This is a genomic window from Streptomyces sp. NPDC056479 (genome assembly GCF_042795335.1).
GTDB lineage: Bacteria > Actinomycetota > Actinomycetes > Streptomycetales > Streptomycetaceae > Streptomyces.
In genome coordinates, this window is record NZ_JBHTRZ010000006.1 from 169,188 (window position 1) to 186,602 (window position 17,415).

The 17,415-nt window shown below is 71.3% G+C and carries 17 protein-coding genes; 9 read left to right on the forward strand and 8 right to left on the reverse strand.

Annotated features, from left to right (window positions below; translation table 11 throughout):
- Nucleotides 1-106: 106 nt before the first annotated feature.
- The 6 genes from ACFQ6S_RS24175 to rsmI form a co-directional block, all read right to left on the reverse strand.
- Complete coding sequence (locus ACFQ6S_RS24175) at nucleotides 107-1,024, reverse strand: 4-(cytidine 5'-diphospho)-2-C-methyl-D-erythritol kinase (protein WP_383413373.1); 918 nt, start codon at nucleotides 1,022-1,024, stop codon at nucleotides 107-109.
- Nucleotides 1,025-1,933 carry a 16S rRNA (adenine(1518)-N(6)/adenine(1519)-N(6))-dimethyltransferase RsmA gene (gene rsmA / locus ACFQ6S_RS24180; protein WP_383413376.1) on the reverse strand — a complete coding sequence of 303 codons (909 nt, stop codon included), beginning with the start codon at nucleotides 1,931-1,933 and terminating at the stop codon, nucleotides 1,025-1,027.
- 60 nt (nucleotides 1,934-1,993) lie between these two features.
- The gene (locus tag ACFQ6S_RS24185) at nucleotides 1,994-3,388 is read right to left on the reverse strand and encodes a ubiquitin-like domain-containing protein (protein WP_383413379.1); all 1,395 of its coding nucleotides are present in this window, start codon (nucleotides 3,386-3,388) and stop codon (nucleotides 1,994-1,996) included.
- 139 nt (nucleotides 3,389-3,527) lie between these two features.
- Nucleotides 3,528-4,409, reverse strand: a complete 882-nt coding sequence (locus ACFQ6S_RS24190; RefSeq protein WP_383413382.1) for a TatD family hydrolase — start codon at nucleotides 4,407-4,409, stop codon at nucleotides 3,528-3,530.
- A 47-nt stretch (nucleotides 4,410-4,456) separates the two neighbouring features.
- Nucleotides 4,457-4,870: a hypothetical protein gene (locus tag ACFQ6S_RS24195; protein WP_383413385.1), complete on the reverse strand. Its 414-nt coding sequence runs from the start codon at nucleotides 4,868-4,870 to the stop codon at nucleotides 4,457-4,459.
- A gap of 190 nt (nucleotides 4,871-5,060) precedes the next feature.
- Nucleotides 5,061-5,909 (reverse strand): 16S rRNA (cytidine(1402)-2'-O)-methyltransferase, encoded by an 849-nt coding sequence (gene rsmI / locus ACFQ6S_RS24200; RefSeq protein ID WP_383413388.1) that lies wholly within the window; start codon nucleotides 5,907-5,909, stop codon nucleotides 5,061-5,063.
- Between the two features lie 62 nt (nucleotides 5,910-5,971).
- Between rsmI and ACFQ6S_RS24205 the strand changes: the two genes are divergently transcribed.
- From ACFQ6S_RS24205 to ACFQ6S_RS24215, 3 genes are all read left to right on the forward strand, one after another.
- On the forward strand, nucleotides 5,972-7,714 hold the full coding sequence (locus ACFQ6S_RS24205) for a dolichyl-phosphate-mannose--protein mannosyltransferase (RefSeq protein WP_383413390.1): 1,743 nt from the start codon (nucleotides 5,972-5,974) through the stop codon (nucleotides 7,712-7,714).
- A gap of 500 nt (nucleotides 7,715-8,214) precedes the next feature.
- Complete coding sequence (locus ACFQ6S_RS24210) at nucleotides 8,215-9,852, forward strand: penicillin-binding transpeptidase domain-containing protein (protein WP_383413393.1); 1,638 nt, start codon at nucleotides 8,215-8,217, stop codon at nucleotides 9,850-9,852.
- Between the two features lie 105 nt (nucleotides 9,853-9,957).
- Nucleotides 9,958-11,634 (forward strand): penicillin-binding transpeptidase domain-containing protein, encoded by a 1,677-nt coding sequence (locus ACFQ6S_RS24215; protein ID WP_383413396.1) that lies wholly within the window; start codon nucleotides 9,958-9,960, stop codon nucleotides 11,632-11,634.
- A gap of 21 nt (nucleotides 11,635-11,655) precedes the next feature.
- Here ACFQ6S_RS24215 and ACFQ6S_RS24220 read toward each other — a convergent pair whose 3' ends face one another.
- Complete coding sequence (locus tag ACFQ6S_RS24220) at nucleotides 11,656-12,039, reverse strand: SsgA family sporulation/cell division regulator (protein ID WP_383413399.1); 384 nt, start codon at nucleotides 12,037-12,039, stop codon at nucleotides 11,656-11,658.
- 167 nt (nucleotides 12,040-12,206) lie between these two features.
- Between ACFQ6S_RS24220 and ACFQ6S_RS24225 the strand changes: the two genes are divergently transcribed.
- The 6 genes from ACFQ6S_RS24225 (at nucleotide 12,207) to ACFQ6S_RS24250 (ending at nucleotide 17,015) form a co-directional block, all read left to right on the forward strand.
- On the forward strand, nucleotides 12,207-13,265 hold the full coding sequence (locus ACFQ6S_RS24225; protein ID WP_383413402.1) for an energy-coupling factor ABC transporter permease: 1,059 nt from the start codon (nucleotides 12,207-12,209) through the stop codon (nucleotides 13,263-13,265).
- A 1-nt stretch (nucleotide 13,266) separates the two neighbouring features.
- Nucleotides 13,267-14,028 (forward strand): cobalt ECF transporter T component CbiQ, encoded by a 762-nt coding sequence (cbiQ, locus tag ACFQ6S_RS24230; RefSeq protein WP_383413405.1) that lies wholly within the window; start codon nucleotides 13,267-13,269, stop codon nucleotides 14,026-14,028.
- Nucleotides 14,016-14,774 (forward strand): energy-coupling factor ABC transporter ATP-binding protein, encoded by a 759-nt coding sequence (locus tag ACFQ6S_RS24235; RefSeq protein WP_383413408.1) that lies wholly within the window; start codon nucleotides 14,016-14,018, stop codon nucleotides 14,772-14,774. Before cbiQ ends, ACFQ6S_RS24235 begins: the two co-directional genes overlap by 13 nt.
- On the forward strand, nucleotides 14,771-15,232 hold the full coding sequence (locus ACFQ6S_RS24240) for a MarR family winged helix-turn-helix transcriptional regulator (RefSeq protein WP_383413411.1): 462 nt from the start codon (nucleotides 14,771-14,773) through the stop codon (nucleotides 15,230-15,232). The genes ACFQ6S_RS24235 and ACFQ6S_RS24240 overlap by 4 nt, the downstream gene beginning before the upstream one ends.
- Before the next feature lie 124 nt (nucleotides 15,233-15,356).
- Nucleotides 15,357-15,806, forward strand: a complete 450-nt coding sequence (locus tag ACFQ6S_RS24245) for an organic hydroperoxide resistance protein (protein WP_383413413.1) — start codon at nucleotides 15,357-15,359, stop codon at nucleotides 15,804-15,806.
- 36 nt (nucleotides 15,807-15,842) lie between these two features.
- Entirely contained in the window at nucleotides 15,843-17,015 is a 1,173-nt protein-coding gene (locus ACFQ6S_RS24250; protein ID WP_383413416.1) for a serine hydrolase domain-containing protein, read from the forward strand.
- Nucleotides 17,016-17,034: 19 nt separating this feature from the next.
- On the opposite strand, the gene ACFQ6S_RS24255 is transcribed toward ACFQ6S_RS24250, so the two are convergent.
- Complete coding sequence (locus ACFQ6S_RS24255; protein WP_383413419.1) at nucleotides 17,035-17,310, reverse strand: DUF1876 domain-containing protein; 276 nt, start codon at nucleotides 17,308-17,310, stop codon at nucleotides 17,035-17,037.
- Nucleotides 17,311-17,415: the final 105 nt, after the last annotated feature.

Consider the following 17,415-nt stretch of genomic DNA (forward strand, 5'->3'; position numbering starts at 1 on the left):
TTGAAACGTCAACCGACCCTAACCGCCGCACTCGTCCCGGGTGTACCGCGATCGCAGTACATCCGTGTGGAGATCGAGCGAAGAACGCGTACTTGTGAGTACGGCGTCACGCTCCGGTGATCCGCACGACCGTCGCACCGGGAACGGGACCGGACGCGGTGCGCACCGCGCGGCAACTGCCGGACGCCCGCAGGGACTCGGCGACCTTCTCGGCCGACTCTGGGTCGCGGGCGAGGAAGGCCGTGGTCGGGCCCGAGCCGGAGACCAGCGCCGTGAGGGCGCCCGCGGCGAGGCCGGCGGCGAGGGTGTCGGCGAGCTCCGGGAAGAGGGAGAGGGCCGCGGGCTGCAGGTCGTTGGAGACGGCCGCGGCGAGCGCGTCGGCGTCGCCCTTCGCGAGGGCGTCGAGCAGCGGCTGCGAGGCGACGGGCTCGGGGATGTCGTTGCCCTCGCCGAGCCGGTCGAACTCCCGGAAGACGGCCGGCGTCGACAGCCCCCGGCCGGCCATCGCGAACACCCAGTGGAAGGTGCCGCCGACGTCGAGCACGCGGAGCTTCTCGCCCCGCCCGGTGCCCAGGGCCGCGCCGCCGACCAGGCTGAACGGCACGTCGCTGCCCAACTCGGCACAGATGTCGAGGAGTTCCTCGCGAGAGGCCCGGGTGCCCCACAACGCGTCGCACGCGAGCAGCGCACCCGCGCCGTCCGCGCTGCCGCCCGCCATACCGCCGGCCACCGGGATGTCCTTGGCGATGTGCAGGTGCACGTCGGGGGTACGGCCGTACCGCGCGGCGAGCGCCTCGGCCGCGCGGGCGGCGAGGTTCGTACGGTCCAGGGGGACCTGGTCGGCGTCGGTGCCGTCACAGGTGACGCGCAGTCCGTCGGGCGAGGGGGTCACCGTGACCTCGTCGTGGAGGCCGACGGCGAGGAAGACGTTGGCCAGGTCGTGGAACCCGTCCGGGCGGGCGGCGCCGACCGCGAGCTGGACGTTGACCTTGGCCGGGACCCGTACGGTGACGCTCGCGCTCACTTACTCGGACTCCTTGTGCTGGGCGGCGGACCGCGTCGGCCCGGCTCCGGCTTCCTTGTGCTCGGCGATGGCCGCGAACTCCTCGACGGTGAGCGCCTCTCCGCGCGCCTGCGGCGAGACCCCGGCCGCCACGAGGGCCGCCTCGGCCGCCGCCGCCGAACCGGCCCAGCCGGCGAGCGCGGCACGCAGCGTCTTGCGGCGCTGGGCGAAGGCGGCGTCGATGACGGCGAAGACCTCGCGCTTGGAGGCGGTGGTCTTGACCGGATCGGTACGCCGGGTCAGGGCCACCAGACCGCTGTCGACATTCGGGGCGGGCCAGAAGACGGTGCGCCCGATGGCGCCGGCCCGCTTGACCTCGGCGTACCAGTTGGCCTTCACCGACGGCACGCCGTACACCTTGGAGCCGGGCGCGGCGGCCAGCCGGTCGGCGACCTCCGACTGCACCATCACGAGGGTGCGTTCGATGCTCGGGAAGGTGGCGAGCATGTGGAGGAGGACCGGGACGGCCACGTTGTAGGGGAGGTTGGCGACCAGCGCGGTGGGCGGCGGGCCCGGCAGCTCGGCGACGTGCATCGCGTCGGAGTGCACCAGCGCGAAACGGTCGGCGCGCTCCGGCATGCGGGCCGCGATGGTGGTGGGGAGCGCGGCGGCCAGTACGTCGTCGATCTCGACGGCGGTGACGCGGTCGGCCACCTCCAGCAGGGCGAGCGTGAGGGAGCCGAGCCCCGGGCCGACCTCGACGACCACGTCGTCGGGGCGGACCTCCGCGGTGCGGACGATACGGCGGACCGTGTTCGCGTCGATCACGAAGTTCTGGCCGCGCTGTTTGGTGGGACGCACACCGAGGGCCGCCGCGAGTTCACGGACGTCGGCGGGGCCCAGCAGGGCGTCGGGGGTGGGGCTGCTCACCCGACAAGGGTACGGGCGCCGCCGGGCGCGATCGTCCGCACGTGACCCGTGAGCGGGGTCTCACCTGTGCAACCGCCCCCCGCAGTGCGGCCAGGGACTCGCCCCCTGCCGCACATACAGCTTCTTCGCACGCATCGTCTGTTCCGCCGCCGGCGCGTCCTGAGGGCGGCCCTCGCCTCCGAGGTTCCGCCAGGTCTGGGTGTCGAACTGGTACAGCCCGCCGTACGTCCCCGACGAGTCCACCGCGTCGGCCTGGCCACCGGACTCGCAGGCCGCGAGGCCGTCCCAGTCCAGCTCACCGGCGCCGCTGACGGACCTCGGCAGGGGCTTCGTGCCCACCTTCACCACCTGTGTCTGCGGTTCACGCACCACCTCGGTCCTGAGCCGCCGCGGCTTCTGCCGGACGCCGTTGACGGTGCGCAGCGAGTACGTGAGCCGTCGCAGCCCCGCCTGCCCGGCCCGCTCGACGACCTCCGTGCCCTTGAAGACCGAGGGATCCTCGATCCGCTCCACGGCGAACGGCAGCGCCTCGTCGCGGATCTCCTTGCGGCCGGTGATCCTCAGGACGGTGACCGTCTGCCCGTCGCGCGGGAAGCTGTCCAGGGAGACGGAGGTGGTGTCCTGGCCTCGCAGGGTGATCCCGGCCTGTTCCACGACCTCGCCCACCGTCGCGGCATTCGTCCGGATGGTGCGTGCCCGCCCGTCCGCCATGACCGTCACCGCCCGCTCGGTCCGCACATCCAGCGCGAGCCCCTCCCGTCCGATGCGCCGGGAGCGCGAGGTCGACAGATACGCGCCCTCCGCACGCACCCCGAGCTGTGTGAGCGCCGCCTCCACCGTGTGCGCCGTCGTCCACACCTCGCGCCGCTGACCGTCGATCGTCAGCCGCACGGGGCGCCCGTAACGCACGGCGATCTCGTCACCGTCGGCGAGCCCCGCGTCCGGCGCGGGCGCGACCACGTCGTGCGCCCCCACCTCGACGCCCTCCTCGGTGAGCAGTTCGGTGACGTCGTCCGCGAAGGTGTGCAGACTGCGCGGCTTGCCGTCGACGCTCAGCTCGATCGCCTTGTCCTTGGCGACGAACGCGCTCGTGCCGCCCGCGAGGAAGGCGACCACCAGCGCCTGCGGTACGAGCCGGCGCATCGTCCCGTCGCCCCGCTCGGCCGCCCGCGCCTTGCGCCGGTGCGCGGCACGCCGTCCGCTCCTGGGGCGCACCACGGGCGGATACGCCGCCTCACTCGTCTCATAGGCGGGCCGGTAGGTGTCCTCGTACGCCCCGTAGGTCTCGTGCGGCTCGTATCTCTCGTAGCCGCTTTCGTAACTGTCCGTACGCGTCACATAGGGGTTGGGCACGCCGTACCCCAGCGTCTGAGCGCTGTACGGGTCGAAGCCGCCGTACGCCCAGGGCCCTTGGGCCGGGGTCGGGTCGTACGTCTCGAACTGCGCGTTGCTCACGACGACACGCTCCAGCGGAGGGGTCCGTTTCGGGCCCCCAGAACCTAGCGGAGGGTCGGTTGCTCACCAAAGCGACTCGACTACGCACAGTGGCGAGCGGCACGCGTAAACCCGTGCGAGCGTTACCCGGCGTTATCGGTCAGTAACCGAAGGCATGTGCCGTGTTCGTCCCGAGCGCCGCCGCCAGCACGTCCTCGTCGATCTCCCGGACGGCCGCCATGGCACGCACCGTGATCGGAATGAGATACGGGGCGTTGGGCCGTCCGCGGTACGGCGCCGGCGTGAGGAAGGGCGCGTCGGTCTCCACGAGGAGCAGTTCCAACGGGGCCACGGCCACCGCGTCCCGCAGGTTCTGGGCGTTCTTGAAGGTGACGTTGCCGGCGAAGGACATGAAGTATCCGGCGCGGGCGCACACCTGCGCCATCGCGGCGTCCCCGGAGTAGCAGTGGAAGACGGTCCGCTCGGGGGCGCCCTCCTCCTTCAGTACACGCAGCACGTCCTCGTGGGCGTCGCGGTCGTGGATGACGAGGGTCTTGCCGTGCCGCTTGGCGATCTCGATGTGGGCGCGGAAGGACGCCTCCTGCGCCTCCTTGCCCTCGGGCCCCGTACGGAAGTAGTCGAGGCCGGTCTCGCCGACGCCCTTGACCTGGGGGAGCGCGGCCAGGCGGTCGATATCGGCGAGCGCCTCGTCGAGGGCCCGCGTGCCGCCGGGCTCGCGCGCCCCCTGCCGGGACCAGCCGTCGGGGTCGCCGTGCACGATGCGCGGCGCCTCGTTCGGATGCAGGGCGACGGTCGCGTGCACGGCGTCGTACGCCGCCGCCGTCTCGGCCGCCCACTGCGAGCCGCGGACGTCACAGCCCACCTGCACCACGGTGGTCACCCCCACCGACGCCGCCTTCGCCAGCCCCTCCTCCACGGTGCCGGACTGCATGTCGAGGTGGGTGTGCGAGTCGGCCACCGGCACCCGGAGCGGTTCCGGGAGGGGCGGGGCGGCGTGCTTGTCGGCGGCGTTCGAAGGCATGCCCCGATCCTACGAAAGGGGCATGCCTTCTCGGCCCGGTGTTCGGCTCAGCCCGCCTTGCGGTGGAAGACGTGCAGGAGATCGGACAGATGCCAGTGGTGGTGCTCCTTGGGCGCCGCCGTCCCGTCGGCCGGCCCGCCCGGCACCTCCACCGGACCCGCGGGCGGCACCCGGTGCTGACGGTGCGCCGCGTCGCGCACCGACGCCACCCGCCCCGACTGCATGATCCGTACGACGTGGTTGTCGCAGTTGGGACATGAGGGCCGGCTCAGCGGCGACGGCACGATCCGGCCGTCGGCCACGTACATCACGAACTCACGACCCTCGCCGTCTATGTGGTGCTCTATCTCGTACGACGCCTCCCAGCCGTGCCCGCAGCGCATGCAGGCGAAGGAGTACGACTCGTTCACGACGGCGGTCGCCCCGTTGCGAAGGCCGGTCTGCCCAGTGATCTCGCTCATGCCAGCTCCTGTGGTCCGCTGGAGGGACGGGTCACGTCCCACAACCCAGTGGACTCCTCCGCAGGAGTGAAGGCACGGGATCTGTCCAGTGTTGGCGCCGACTTGGACGTTCCTTGCCGAAAGGCCCGGGTCCCTTTACCCCGGCATGGGGCGCACGCTCATGCGATATACGCCCTGCTCACACAGCGTTTCACGCCCCCGCCTTCTTGGCCGCCACGACGGCGTCGAAGACCTCCCGCTTGGGCACTCCGGCCTCCACCGCCACCGCCGCGATGGCCTCCTTGCGCCGCTCGCCCGCTTCTTCGCGGATGCGAACCCGGCGCACCAGTTCCCCGGCGTCGACCTCCTCGGCACCCTTCTCGGGAGCCCCCTCGACGACGACGGTGATCTCCCCGCGTACGCCCTCGGCGGCCCAGGCCGCGAGCTCCCCCAGCCCGCCCCGCTTGACCTCCTCGTACGTCTTGGTCAGTTCCCGGCACACGGCGGCCCGCCGCTCGGCACCGAACACCTCGGCCATCGCGGCGAGCGTGTCGTCGAGCCGGTGCGGTGCCTCGAAGTAGACGAGCGTGCGCCGCTCCTCGGCCACCTCCTTCAGCCGCCCCAGCCGCTCCCCCGCCTTGCGCGGCAGGAAGCCCTCGAAGCAGAACCGGTCCACCGGCAGCCCCGACAGCGCGAGCGCGGTGAGCACGGCCGACGGCCCGGGTACGGCGGTGACCCGGATGTCCTTCTCCACGGCCGCCGCGACCAGCCGGTACCCGGGGTCGGACACGGACGGCATCCCGGCGTCGGTCACCAGCAGCACCCGCGAGCCCGCCAGGAGCGCCTCGACCAGCTCGGGCGTGCGGGCCGACTCGTTGCCCTCGAAGTACGACACGATCCGCCCCGCCGGCTGCACGCCCAGCGCCTGGGTCAGGCGCTTGAGCCGCCGGGTGTCCTCGGCGGCGACCACGTCCGCGCCGGCCAGTTCCTCGGCGAGCCGGGGCGGGGCGTCCTTGACGTCGCCGATGGGGGTGCCTGCCAAAACAAGGGTTCCTGTCACGTTTCCATCCTCGCAGGGCGCATCCACGCGACTCCCACAGACGTGTTCCCTACGATGGCGCGGTGACCAGTACCGCGTCCTCCATGGACACCCGGCAGGGCCAGGCACCGCACGAGCAGCGGCCGTCGTGGCAGCAGCGGCTGCGCCGATTCGGCTACACGGCGGCGCCCAGAAGCGACGTACGCGACCAGCTGGTGCCGCCGTACGTCCAGCCCAGCCCGCGGATGTGGCAGTTCCTCGGCGTCTCGCGCCCGCTCGCCGAGCGGATCTCGCGCTGGTCGGGCTGGGGCGGTCCGCTGCTGGTGACGCTGCTGGCCGGGGTGCTGCGGTTCTGGAACCTGGGCAACCCGAAGAAGGTGATATTCGACGAGACGTACTACGCCAAGGACGCGTGGGCGCTCGTCCACCGCGGCTTCGAGGTCAACTGGGACAAGAACGTCAACGACCTGATCCTGTCGACCAACGGCGACGTGCCCATCCCGACGGACGCGGCGTACGTCGTGCATCCGCCGGTCGGCAAGTACGTCATCGGGCTCGGCGAGCTGATGTTCGGGTTCAACCCGTTCGGCTGGCGCTTCATGACGGCGCTGCTGGGCACCCTCGCCGTACTGATGCTCTGCCGCATCGGCCGCCGTATCTTCCGCTCGACCTTCCTGGGCTGTCTCGCGGGCGGGTTGATGGCGGTGGACGGGCTGGCCTTCGTGATGGCGCGCACCTCGCTGCTCGACGGGGTGCTGATGTTCTTCGTGCTGGCGGCGTTCGGCTGCCTGGTCCTCGACCGGGACCGGGCCCGCGCGAAACTCGCCGCGGCACTGCCGGTCGACGCCGACGGCCGGGTCCGCCCCGACGCGCACATCGCGGAAACCCTCCGCCTGGGCCTTCGCCCCTACCGCTGGCTGGCCGGTCTGATGCTGGGCCTGGCCATCGGCACCAAGTGGAACGGCCTGTACTTCCTGGTCGCGTTCGGCCTGCTGACGGTGCTCTGGGACGTCGGCGCCCGCAAGGTCGCCGGCGCCCACCACCCGTACACCGCGGTGGTCAAGCGCGACCTGGGTCTGGCCTTCCTGGCGACGGTGCCGGTGGCGATCGTCACCTACATCGTGTCGTGGGCGGGCTGGATCCTGTCCTCGACCAACGGCAAGGGCGGCTACTACCGCGACTGGGCCACCGCCAACGGCCGCTCCAGCGACTGGTCGTGGCTGTTCCCCGACTGGTGGCTCAGCCTGTGGCACTACGAGCACCAGGTGTACGAGTTCCACGTCGGCCTGTCGTCCCCGCACACCTACCAGTCCAACCCGTGGAGCTGGCTCGTCGTCGGCCGCCCGGTGTCCTACTTCTACGAGTCCCCCACTCCCGGCAAGGACGGCTGCCCCGTCGACGCGGGCGAGAAGTGCGCCCGCGAGGTGCTGGCCCTCGGCACACCCCTGCTGTGGTGGGTGGCGGCCTTCGCGGTCCTGTACGTCCTGTGGCGCTGGGCCTTCCGCCGCGACTGGCGCGCGGGCGCCATCGCCTGCGGCGTGGCAGCGGGTTACCTCCCCTGGTTCCTCTACCAGGAACGCACGATCTTCTTCTTCTACGCCGTCGTCTTCCTCCCCTTCCTCTGCCTGGCCGTGGCCATGCTCCTCGGCGCGATCATCGGCCCACCGGGCTCCAGCGACACCCGGCGGGTGGCGGGGGCGACGGGGGCGGGGGTGCTGGTGCTGCTGATCGCGTGGAACTTCATCTACTTCTGGCCGATCTACACGGGGCAGGCGATTCCGATCGACGACTGGCGGTCGCGGATGTGGCTGGACACCTGGGTCTAGCCGGGGGCGAGGTGCGGCGCGTCAGTCCTGGACGATGACGTCAGGGCTGGTCCCGCCGGACGGTTTGTCCGTGCCGGGGCCGCCGTGAAGCTCGTCCGGGCCCGGGCCGCCGTACGGCTCGTCGTCGCCGGGGCCGCCCTGTACTCGAGCCCTCGCTCCATCCCGGCCGTGGCGGGCGCCGCCGGGTTGCCGCGCTTCGGGCTCAGGGCCGCCGGCAGGGCGAGAGCCGTGCCGAGCGCCAGCACCCGGTACGGACGCCGCGCGAAACGTGCGGAGTCCGGGGAATCGATACGGCGGGGGAGGACCTCCGGGGCCCGGTTGCGATGACCGACGACCTTCTGACCGACGAACCCCGCGCCTGGTTGCCCGCCCCGCCCGTGTCGGAACATGTCGATCGTTCGGCCAAGAATCGGTCACACATTCGGACACCAAAAGGAAACAAGTCCCACTGGTTTCCCTCATGTCACTTACAGTGCGGGAGACATAACGGGGAGGGGACCATGCCCAAGGGGGTCAAGGCCGCCGTCATAGGCGGCGTGTTCGCGGTGATGGTGGGCGGAGCCGGCTACGGCGCCTACAACATCGTGTCGGCGTTGAACGGCGGTGGGGCGACGGGGTCCGCGGGACCCGCGCCGGAGCGGACCGGGCCGCCGAGTGCGGAGGAGGTCGAGGAGGCCTCGGCCAAGTTCTTCGCCGGCTGGGAGAAGGGCGAGGCCGCGCAGGCCTCGACGTACACGAACAACGACGCAGCCGCCGTGGCGGTGCTGTCCTCCTACAGCGAGGACGCGCACATCACCGGCGTGCAGATCACGCCCGGGGCGGCGCGGGGCGCCACGGTGCCGTTCACGGTGAAGGCCAAGGTGTCCTACGAGGGCAGCTCCAAGCCGCTCACCTACAAGAGCGAGCTCACCGTCGTCCGCGGCAAAACCACCGGGCGTGCCCTCGTCGACTGGCAGCCCACCGTGATCCACCCGCAGCTGAAGCGGAACGACACCCTCGTGACCGGCGAGGCCGCGAGCCCGCCCATCGAGGCCGTCGCCCGTGACGGCGCCGTGCTGACGAAGGAGAAGTACCCCTCGCTCGGCCCGATCCTGGACGCACTGCGCGCCAAGTACGGCGACAAGGCGGGCGGCGAGCCCGGCGTCGAGCTGTCGATACGGCACGCCGACCAGTCGCCGGACACTTCGCTGCTGACCCTGTCGAAGGGCAAGCCCGGCAAACTGGAGACGACGCTCAGCGCGAGCGTGCAGGCGGCGGCCGAGAAGGCCGTGAAGAAGTACGCCCAGTCGTCGGTCGTCGCCGTCAAGCCGAGCACCGGCGAGGTGCTGGCCGTGGCGAACCACCGCGAGGACGGCTTCAACGCCGCCTTCGAGGGACGCGTCGCCCCGGGCTCCACGATGAAGATCCTCACCTCGGCGATGCTCATCGACAACGGCGTCACCACGATGAACGGCCCGGCGCCCTGCCCGCAGACGGCCACCTGGCAGAGCCAGACCTTCAAGAACCTCGACGGCCTGAAGGCCGACGAGAGCGCGAGCGCCACGCTCGCCAATGGCTTCCTGCGCTCCTGCAACACGGCCTTCATCAAGCTCGTCGACGAGGACCCGCTCACCGACTCCTCGCTGACGAACGAGGCGCAGGAGCGCTTCGGGCTCGGCCGGGACGACTGGAAGACCGGCATCGTCTCCTTCGACGGCAGCGTCCCCGCCTCCACCGGCCCGGACCGCGCGGCCAACGCCATCGGCCAGGGCCAGGTCCAGATGAGCCCGCTGAACATGGCGTCGGTGACGGCGACCGCGATCACCGGCGACTTCCGCCAGCCGTATCTGATCTCGCCCGACCTCGACGACCGCCAACTGGCCACCGCCAAGGGGCTGCCCGGCAGCACGGCCACCCAGCTGAAGCAGATGATGCGGCTGACCGCGACCCAGGGCACCGCCGCGCCGGCCATGTCCGCGCTCGGTGGGGACATCGGTGCCAAGACCGGTTCCGCCGAGGTCGACGGAAAGGCCACCTCGGACAGCTGGTTCACCGGCTTCCGCGATGATGTGGCGGCCGCGGCCATGTCCCAGGAGGGCGGCCACGGCGGCGACGCGGCGGGGCCGATTGTCGCAGCCGTGCTACGAGCGTCCGGCTGAACTTATCCCCCGCGGCACGGGACTCTAGGGTGGTCGTCGTCGTTGGTATGCGTGAGGTCGGTGGGGCGGCGGGGGCCCCTGGAATACGCGAGGGAACGGAAAGCAGTGGGCAACAGAAGGCGCGTCGCCGAGCGACGGAAGACCAACCCCGCCGTGCTCGGCGGGATGATCGCCGTGGTGCTCGGCGGCGCCGGGTTCGGGGTCTACGCGCTGCTGGGCAGCGGCGCGGCGGCCGAGAACGACACGGGCTCGTCGAGCTCCGGCCAGAAGGCCAAGGCCGTCAAGACCGGCCCGCTGTCGGCCAAGGAGGTCACGACCGCGGCCGAGGACTTCCTCACCGCATGGCAGCAGGGCAAGGTGCCCGAGGCGGCCGCCGCCACCGACGACACCACGGCCGCGAAGGCCCTGCTGACCGGCTACACCAAGGACGCCCACATCAAGGACGTCACCCTCACCGCCGGCACCCGCACCGGCGCCAAGGTCCCCTTCTCCGTGAAGGGCTCGGTGTCGTACAAGGGCACCACCAAGCCGCTGGCGTACGACAGCTCGCTCACCGTGGTCCGGCGTGCCGAGGACGGCAAGCCGCTGGTCGAGTGGCACTCCGCGGTCGTCCACCCCGACCTCAAGGACGGCGACACCCTCGTCACCGGCGCGTCCGGCACCCCGCCGGTCAAGGCCCTCGACCGGGACGGCGGCGAGCTGACGGAGAAGGAGTACCCGTCGCTGGGCTCGGTCCTGGACAGCCTGCGCGAGAAGTACGGCGAGAAGGCCGGCGGCAAGGCGGGCGTCGAGCTCCAGGTGATCCGGGGCGAGGAGTCCAAGAAGGCCGAGCTGTCCGACAAGACCCTGGTGGAACTGAGCAAGGGCACACCGGGCACCGTGGAGACGACGCTGAGCCCGGCGATGCAGGCCGCCGCGGAGGAGCAGGTCGCCTCGAAGGCGAAGGCGTCGGTGGTCGTCCTGCGCCCGTCGACCGGCGAGATCCTGGCGGTCGCCAACTCCTCGCACGGCTTCAACACCGCGTTCCAGGGCTCCCTCGCGCCCGGCTCCACGATGAAGGTCATCACCTCCTCGCTGCTGCTGGAGAAGGACCTCGCGTCGGCGGACGAGGAGCACCCCTGCCCGAAGTACTTCACGTACGGCCACTGGAAGTTCCAGAACGACGACAAGTTCGAGATCAAGGGCGGCACGTTCAAGGCGAGCTTCGCCCGCTCCTGCAACACGGCCTTCATCAGCCAGGCACCCGAGCTGGACGACGACAGCCTCACCAAGCAGGCCCAGCAGGTCTTCGGCCTGTCCCTGAACAACTGGTCCGTCGGTGTCTCCACCTTCGACGGAGCCGTCCCGGTCCAGTCGCAGGCCCAGATGGCGGCCGAGCTCATCGGGCAGGGCGGGGTGCGGATGAACCCGCTGAACATGGCGTCGGTCTCGGCGACCGTGAAGACGGGCACCTTCAAGCAGCCGTACCTGGTCTCCCCCGAGGTCGACGGACGGCAGCTCGCGACGGCCTCGCGCACCATGTCCGCGGCCACGCTGTCCCAGCTGCGCGAACTGATGGCCTACACGGCGGCCTACGGCACGGCGGCCGAGGCGATGTCCGGGGTCACCGGTGACGTCGGTGCCAAGACCGGCTCGGCGGAGGTCGACGGCCAGAAGAAGCCGAACGGCTGGTTCACCGCGTACCGGGGCGACTTGGCGGCGGCCGGTGTGGTGCAGCAGGGCGGGCACGGCGGCGACACGGCAGGCCCGATCGTGGCGGCACTGCTGAAGACGGGCGGCTGAGCCTCAGCCCACCGCTGAGCCTCAGCGACCCAGCTGAGCTTCACGCGCCACGGGTGCAGGTGTTGCGGCGGCCAGGTACGTCCGCCGCAGAAACCTCATCAGCGCCTTCGTATCGAACTGCACGACGTAGTCCCCTTGCGCGGAGTGGAACTCGACCACGGCCTGCACCCGCCCGCACGGCCATACCTGGACGTCGCCGGAGCCGGCGGGTGCGCGCAGGCCCTGTTCGAGGAGATCCCGGGAGAAGCTCCACTCGTGCGGGCCGGGCAGGCGCATCCGGACGGCGCGCGGGTCGGTGTCCGGGTCGTAGCACAGGACAACCGGAATCGCGCCTCGCTCATCCAGCACCTGGACGTCGGCGTCAGTGACGATATGGGCTCGCGCGTACTGCTCGACTACGGACATCGGACGACCCCTTACCGTATGTCACCTGTGCGGAAACTGTGCGTCCGCCTGCACATCCAATGTCCCATATTTCCGGGATTACACCCTCCGGAGCGACTTATCTCTCGTTAACAACAGAGAGAGTCTCGCTCTTGCAAACTGTTCGCATCAAGCCACATCATCGAACCGTGCACGTACCTGACGGATTCATAGACGCCCCCACCTCCGCCGTGACCGGAGTGGTCGCCGCCGCCGCTGTCGCCGTGAGCCTGCGCGGCGCGCGCCGTGAGCTCGACGAGCGGACGGCCCCCTTGGCCGGCCTCGTCGCCGCCTTCATCTTCGCCGTGCAGATGCTGAACTTCCCCGTCGCGGCGGGGACCAGCGGCCATCTTCTCGGGGGCGCGCTCGCGGCGATCCTCGTCGGCCCCTACACAGGGGTGCTGTGCATCTCGGTCGTCCTGCTCATGCAGGGCATCCTGTTCGCGGACGGCGGGCTGACCGCCCTCGGCGTGAACATCACCAACATGGCGATCGTGACGACGGTCGTCGCCTACGCCGTCTTCCGCGGCCTGGTGAAGGTGCTGCCGCGCAGCCGCCGTTCGGTCACCGTCGCCTCCTTCGTCGCCGCCCTGCTGTCCGTCCCGGCGGCCGCGCTGGCCTTTACAGTGATGTACGCGGTCGGCGGCACCACCGACGTCTCCATCGGCAAGGTCGCCACCGCTATGGTCGGCGTGCACCTGCTGATCGGCATCGGCGAGGCCGCGATCACCGCACTGACCGTCGGCGCCGTCGTCGCCGTACGCCCGGATCTCGTGTACGGCGCCCGCGACCTGCGTCAGCGCCTGCGACTGCGGGTCAACGGCGAGCTGGTGGACGCGCCCGCCGCCGAGCCGGCCGTCCCGGTCGCCGCCCGCTCCCCGCGCAAGGTGTGGGCCGTCGGCCTCGTCGCCTCCCTGGTGCTCGCCGGGTTCGTCAGCTTCTACGCCTCCGCCAGCCCGGACGGCCTGGAGAAGGTCGCCGCCGACCACGGCATCGACAAGAAGGCCGAGGACCACGCCAACGCCGACTCCCCGCTCGCCGACTACGGCGTCAAGGACATCACCGACGCCCGTCTGTCCGGCGGCCTCGCGGGCGTGATCGGCGTCGGCGTGACCGTGGTCGCGGGCAGCGCGGTGTTCTGGGCGGTGCGCAGGCGCCGTACGGACGACGTCTCGCCCACGAGCACCACCGCCGGTTCGAGCGCCTGACATGGGCGCAGGGCACGCACACCGGCTGTACCGGCACGGGCACTCGCCCGTGCACGGTCTGCCGCCGCACACCAAGCTCGCCGCGACGTTCGCGTTCGTGGTGGTCGTGGTGTCGACGCCGCGGGAGGCGATGTGGGCGTTCGGCCTGTACGCCGCGCTGCTCGGTCTCGTCGCGTACGCCGCCCGCGTGCCCGCCGGGTTTCTGCTCAAGCGGCTGCTGATCGAGGTGCCGTTCGTCGCGTTCGCCGTGCTGATGCCCTTCGTGGCGGAGGGCGAGCGGGTCGAGGTGCTGGGCATGTCGCTGAGCGTCAGCGGGCTGTGGGGCGCGTGGAACGTGCTGGCCAAGGGCACGCTCGGCGTGGCCGCCTCCGTCCTGCTCGCCTCCACCACCGAGCTGCGCGAACTGCTGCTCGGCCTCCAGCGGTTGAAGCTGCCGCCGCTCCTCGTGCAGATCGCGTCCTTCATGATCCGCTACGGCGATGTCATCGCGGACGAGATGCGGCGGATGCGCATCGCGCGGGAGTCACGCGGCTTCGAGGCGAAAGGCGTGCGCCACTGGGGCGTGCTCGCGAAGTCGGCGGGCGCGCTGTTCATCCGTTCCTACGAGCGCGGCGAGCGGGTGCATCTGGCCATGGTCAGCCGCGGGTACGCCGGTTCGATGCCGGTGATCGACGAGGTGACCGCGTCCCGGGCGCAGTGGTCGTACGCCCTCGCGCTCCCCTTCTCCGCCCTTGTCGTCTGTCTGCTGGGATGGATGCTGTGACAGCTTCTCTCGAGGTCTCGGGCCTCGCCTTCGCCTACCCCGACGGCCACCAGGCCCTGTTCGGCGTGGACTTCTCCATCGCGCGCGGCGAACGGGTCGCGCTGCTCGGCCCGAACGGCGCCGGCAAGACGACCCTCGTGCTGCACCTCAACGGCATCCTGACCGGCGGTACGGGCACGGTGCGGGTCGCCGGGCTGCCCGTCGGCAAGCAGCACATGGCCGAGATCCGGCGCCGGGTCGGCATCGTGTTCCAGGACCCGGACGACCAGTTGTTCATGCCGACGGTCCGTGAGGACGTGGCCTTCGGGCCCGCGGCGGCCGGGCTCAAGGGCGCGGAGCTGGAGGAGCGGGTCGACCGGGCGCTGGAGCGGGTCGGCATGGCGGAGTTCAAGGACCGTCCGCCGCACCACCTCTCCTTCGGGCAGCGGCGCCGGGTCGCGGTGGCGACCGTGCTGGCGATGGAACCGGAGATCCTCGTCCTCGACGAGCCCTCCTCCAACCTCGACCCCGCCTCCCGCCGCGAACTGGCCGACATCCTGCGCTCGTTGGACGTGACCGTCCTGATGGTCACCCACGACCTGCCGTACGCCCTGGAGTTGTGCCCGCGCTCCCTGATCCTCAGCGAGGGTGTGATCGCGGCGGACGGGAAGACGGCCGGACTCCTCGCGGACGACGAGCTGATGCGCGCCCACCGACTGGAGCTGCCCTTCGGCTTCGACCCGCGTTCCGTGACAATGGGCGCGTGACGCATCAAGAGGACGCGGGATCGCTGTCCCTGGACGATCAGCTCTGCTTCGCGCTGTACGCCGCCCAGCGCGCGGTGACGGCCGCCTACCGCCCGCTCCTCGACGAACTCGGCCTCACCTACCCGCAGTACCTCGTGCTGCTGGTCCTGTGGGAGCGGGGCGAGACGACGGTGAAGGAGCTGGCCGCCGCGCTGCGGCTCGACTACGGCACCGTCTCACCCCTGCTGAAGCGGCTGGAGGCGGCCGGCCTGGTACGGCGTGAGCGCTCTTCGCGGGACGAGCGGTCCGTGCTCGTGGCCGTCACGGGGCGCGGGCAGGAACTGCGGGAGCGCGCGAAGTGCGTGCCCGGCTCGCTGCTCACCGCGACGGGGCTCGACGCGACGAGGGTCTCGCGCTTGCGCGAGGAGCTGTGGCAGCTCGCGCACAGAGCCCACCCCGCCGTGGACCACACGCCCTGAACTCGGGTTACCCCCGGTTGCTACCCCCTGGTAACGGCGAACGACGTACCGGCCAGTACCTTGTGCACGATGTACTTGTGCGCGCCTTTTCCGCTGCGCGCCGTTTCTGGGGGGAGGGCCAACCATGACCGACGAGGGCACCACCGTCGACACCCGTCCGACGAAGATCATGTACGTCGCCGAGGCCACCGCGCACGGCGGCCGGAACGGCTATGTCACCAGCCAGGACGGCCAGATCGAGCTGAAGGTCGCGATGCCGCCGCAGCTGGGCGGCGACGGCAACGGGACCAACCCCGAGCAGCTGTTCGCCGCCGGCTACAGCACCTGCTTCCACAGCGCGCTGATCCTCGTCGGCAACCGCGAGGGCTACGACCTCACCGGATCCACGGTCGCCGCCAAGGTCGGCATCGGCCCCAACAAGGACCGCGGCTACGGCCTCGCGGTCGCCCTCAGCGTCTCCCTGCCGGTGCTGGACGCGGACGTCGCGGCCAAGCTGGTCGACGCCGCGCACGAGGTCTGCCCGTACTCCAACGCCACCCGGGGGAACATCGACGTCACGATCCTGCTTGGGTAGAAGGGCACCCGCACAAGGCAGGACGAGGAGACGGACGTGGACGCGAACGGCACAGTGGCCGAGGGCTTCGAGCCGGTCAGGGAGGCGTTCGTTCGGAACTTCACCGCGCTCGGGGAGCGCGGCGCGGCCGTCGCCGTGTACCGGGACGGGCGCAAGGTCGTCGACCTGTGGGCCGGCACGAAGGACGTCGACGGCACGCAGGCGTGGCAGCACGGCACCGCGCAGGTCGTGCGCTCGGCGACCAAGGGCGTCGCCGCCGCCGTACCGCTGTTGCTGCACCAGCGTGGGGTGCTGGACCTGGACGCGCCGGTGGGCGAGTACTGGCCGGAGTTCAAGGCGCACGGCAAGGAGCGGCTGCTGGTGCGGCACGTGCTGAACCACCGCGCCGGGCTGCCGGTCCTGGACCGCCCGCTCACGCCCGAGGAGGCGATGGACCCGCACCGCGGACCGGCGGCGGTGGCCGCGCAGACGCCGGTGTGGGAGCCGGGCACCGACCACGGCTATCACGCGCTGACGTACGGCTGGCTGCTGGACGAGCTGGTGCGGCGGGTGACGGGCCGCTGGGCGGGCGAGTGGCTCGCGGCGGAGGTCACCGGTCCGCTGGGCGCGGATCTGTGGCTCGGGCTGCCGGAGTCGGAGGCGGGCCGGGTGGGCCGTACCGGACGGGTCGAGGGGCCGGAGCCGGCGGGCGGACTGCGCGCACGGCCCAAGCGCTCGGTCACCGACGCCTACCAGGACCCGGACTCCCTCACCCGCCGCGCGTTCGCCGCCATCACCCCGTTCCCCGACCAGAACGACCCTGCCTACCGCGCCGCCGCCCTCCCCGCGACGAACGGCATCGCGACGGCCGACGGACTGGCCCGCGTCTACGCGGCGCTGATCGGCGAGGTCGACGGCGTACGGCTCTTCGACCCGGCGACGGTGGAGCTGGCCAGATCCGAGGAGTCGTCGGGCCCGGACCGCATCCTGGTCGTGAACACCCGCTTCGGCCTCGGCTACATGCTCCACGGCACCGCGTCCCCCCTGCTCGGCCCCGGCTCCTTCGGCCACCCCGGCCGCGGCGGCGCCCTCGGCTTCGCCGACCCGGAGACGGGGATCGCGTTCGGCTATGTGACGAACGGCTTCCGCAAGACGGTGACGGCGGATCCGAGGGCGCAGGGTCTGATACGGGCGCTACGGACGTCGCTGGCGGGCCAGGCCGTGTCCTAGGACTGCCGGAGCCGGTGGCTCACACGTGGATCGGGTGCGAGGTACGCCCCGACGCCGAGTCGATCTCGCTGTGCGCCTTGGTCAGCATCTGCATCGCGAGTTCGTTCAGCGCTCGGGCACCGGCGATCTCCTCCCCCACACGTGGCTGCTGGGAGTCGGTGTGGTGTCGGGTGGCGTGCCCGTGGGCCCGTACTTCCGTGCCGTCGGGAAGCCGCACCATCGCCACCGCCCGCGTGTGCTGGTCGTCCTCCAGGAACTCCAGCTCGACATGCCATCCCACTGTGGTGTGCATCATGACGATCACCTCCGGAAGAACTGTTTCCAGGGTGCTCCCTCGGGGGCGCCCGCGCCTAGTCGGGTACGGCGACGCTTTCGCACCCAGGGACGAACGGGGCAACTC

What these genes read in the sequence shown, in the direction of transcription:
- cbiQ (WP_383413405.1), top strand. Translation starts at nt 13,267, where the DNA reads ATGGGCGCAGGGCACGCACACCGGCTGTACCGGCACGGGCACTCGCCC.
- ACFQ6S_RS24195 (WP_383413385.1), bottom strand. Translation starts at nt 4,870, where the DNA reads ATGAGCGAGATCACTGGGCAGACCGGCCTTCGCAACGGGGCGACCGCC.
- ACFQ6S_RS24245 (WP_383413413.1), top strand. Translation starts at nt 15,357, where the DNA reads ATGACCGACGAGGGCACCACCGTCGACACCCGTCCGACGAAGATCATG.
- ACFQ6S_RS24220 (WP_383413399.1), bottom strand. Translation starts at nt 12,039, where the DNA reads ATGTCCGTAGTCGAGCAGTACGCGCGAGCCCATATCGTCACTGACGCC.
- ACFQ6S_RS24190 (WP_383413382.1), bottom strand. Translation starts at nt 4,409, where the DNA reads ATGCCTTCGAACGCCGCCGACAAGCACGCCGCCCCGCCCCTCCCGGAA.
- ACFQ6S_RS24235 (WP_383413408.1), top strand. Translation starts at nt 14,016, where the DNA reads ATGGATGCTGTGACAGCTTCTCTCGAGGTCTCGGGCCTCGCCTTCGCC.
- ACFQ6S_RS24255 (WP_383413419.1), bottom strand. Translation starts at nt 17,310, where the DNA reads ATGATGCACACCACAGTGGGATGGCATGTCGAGCTGGAGTTCCTGGAG.
- ACFQ6S_RS24210 (WP_383413393.1), top strand. Translation starts at nt 8,215, where the DNA reads ATGCCCAAGGGGGTCAAGGCCGCCGTCATAGGCGGCGTGTTCGCGGTG.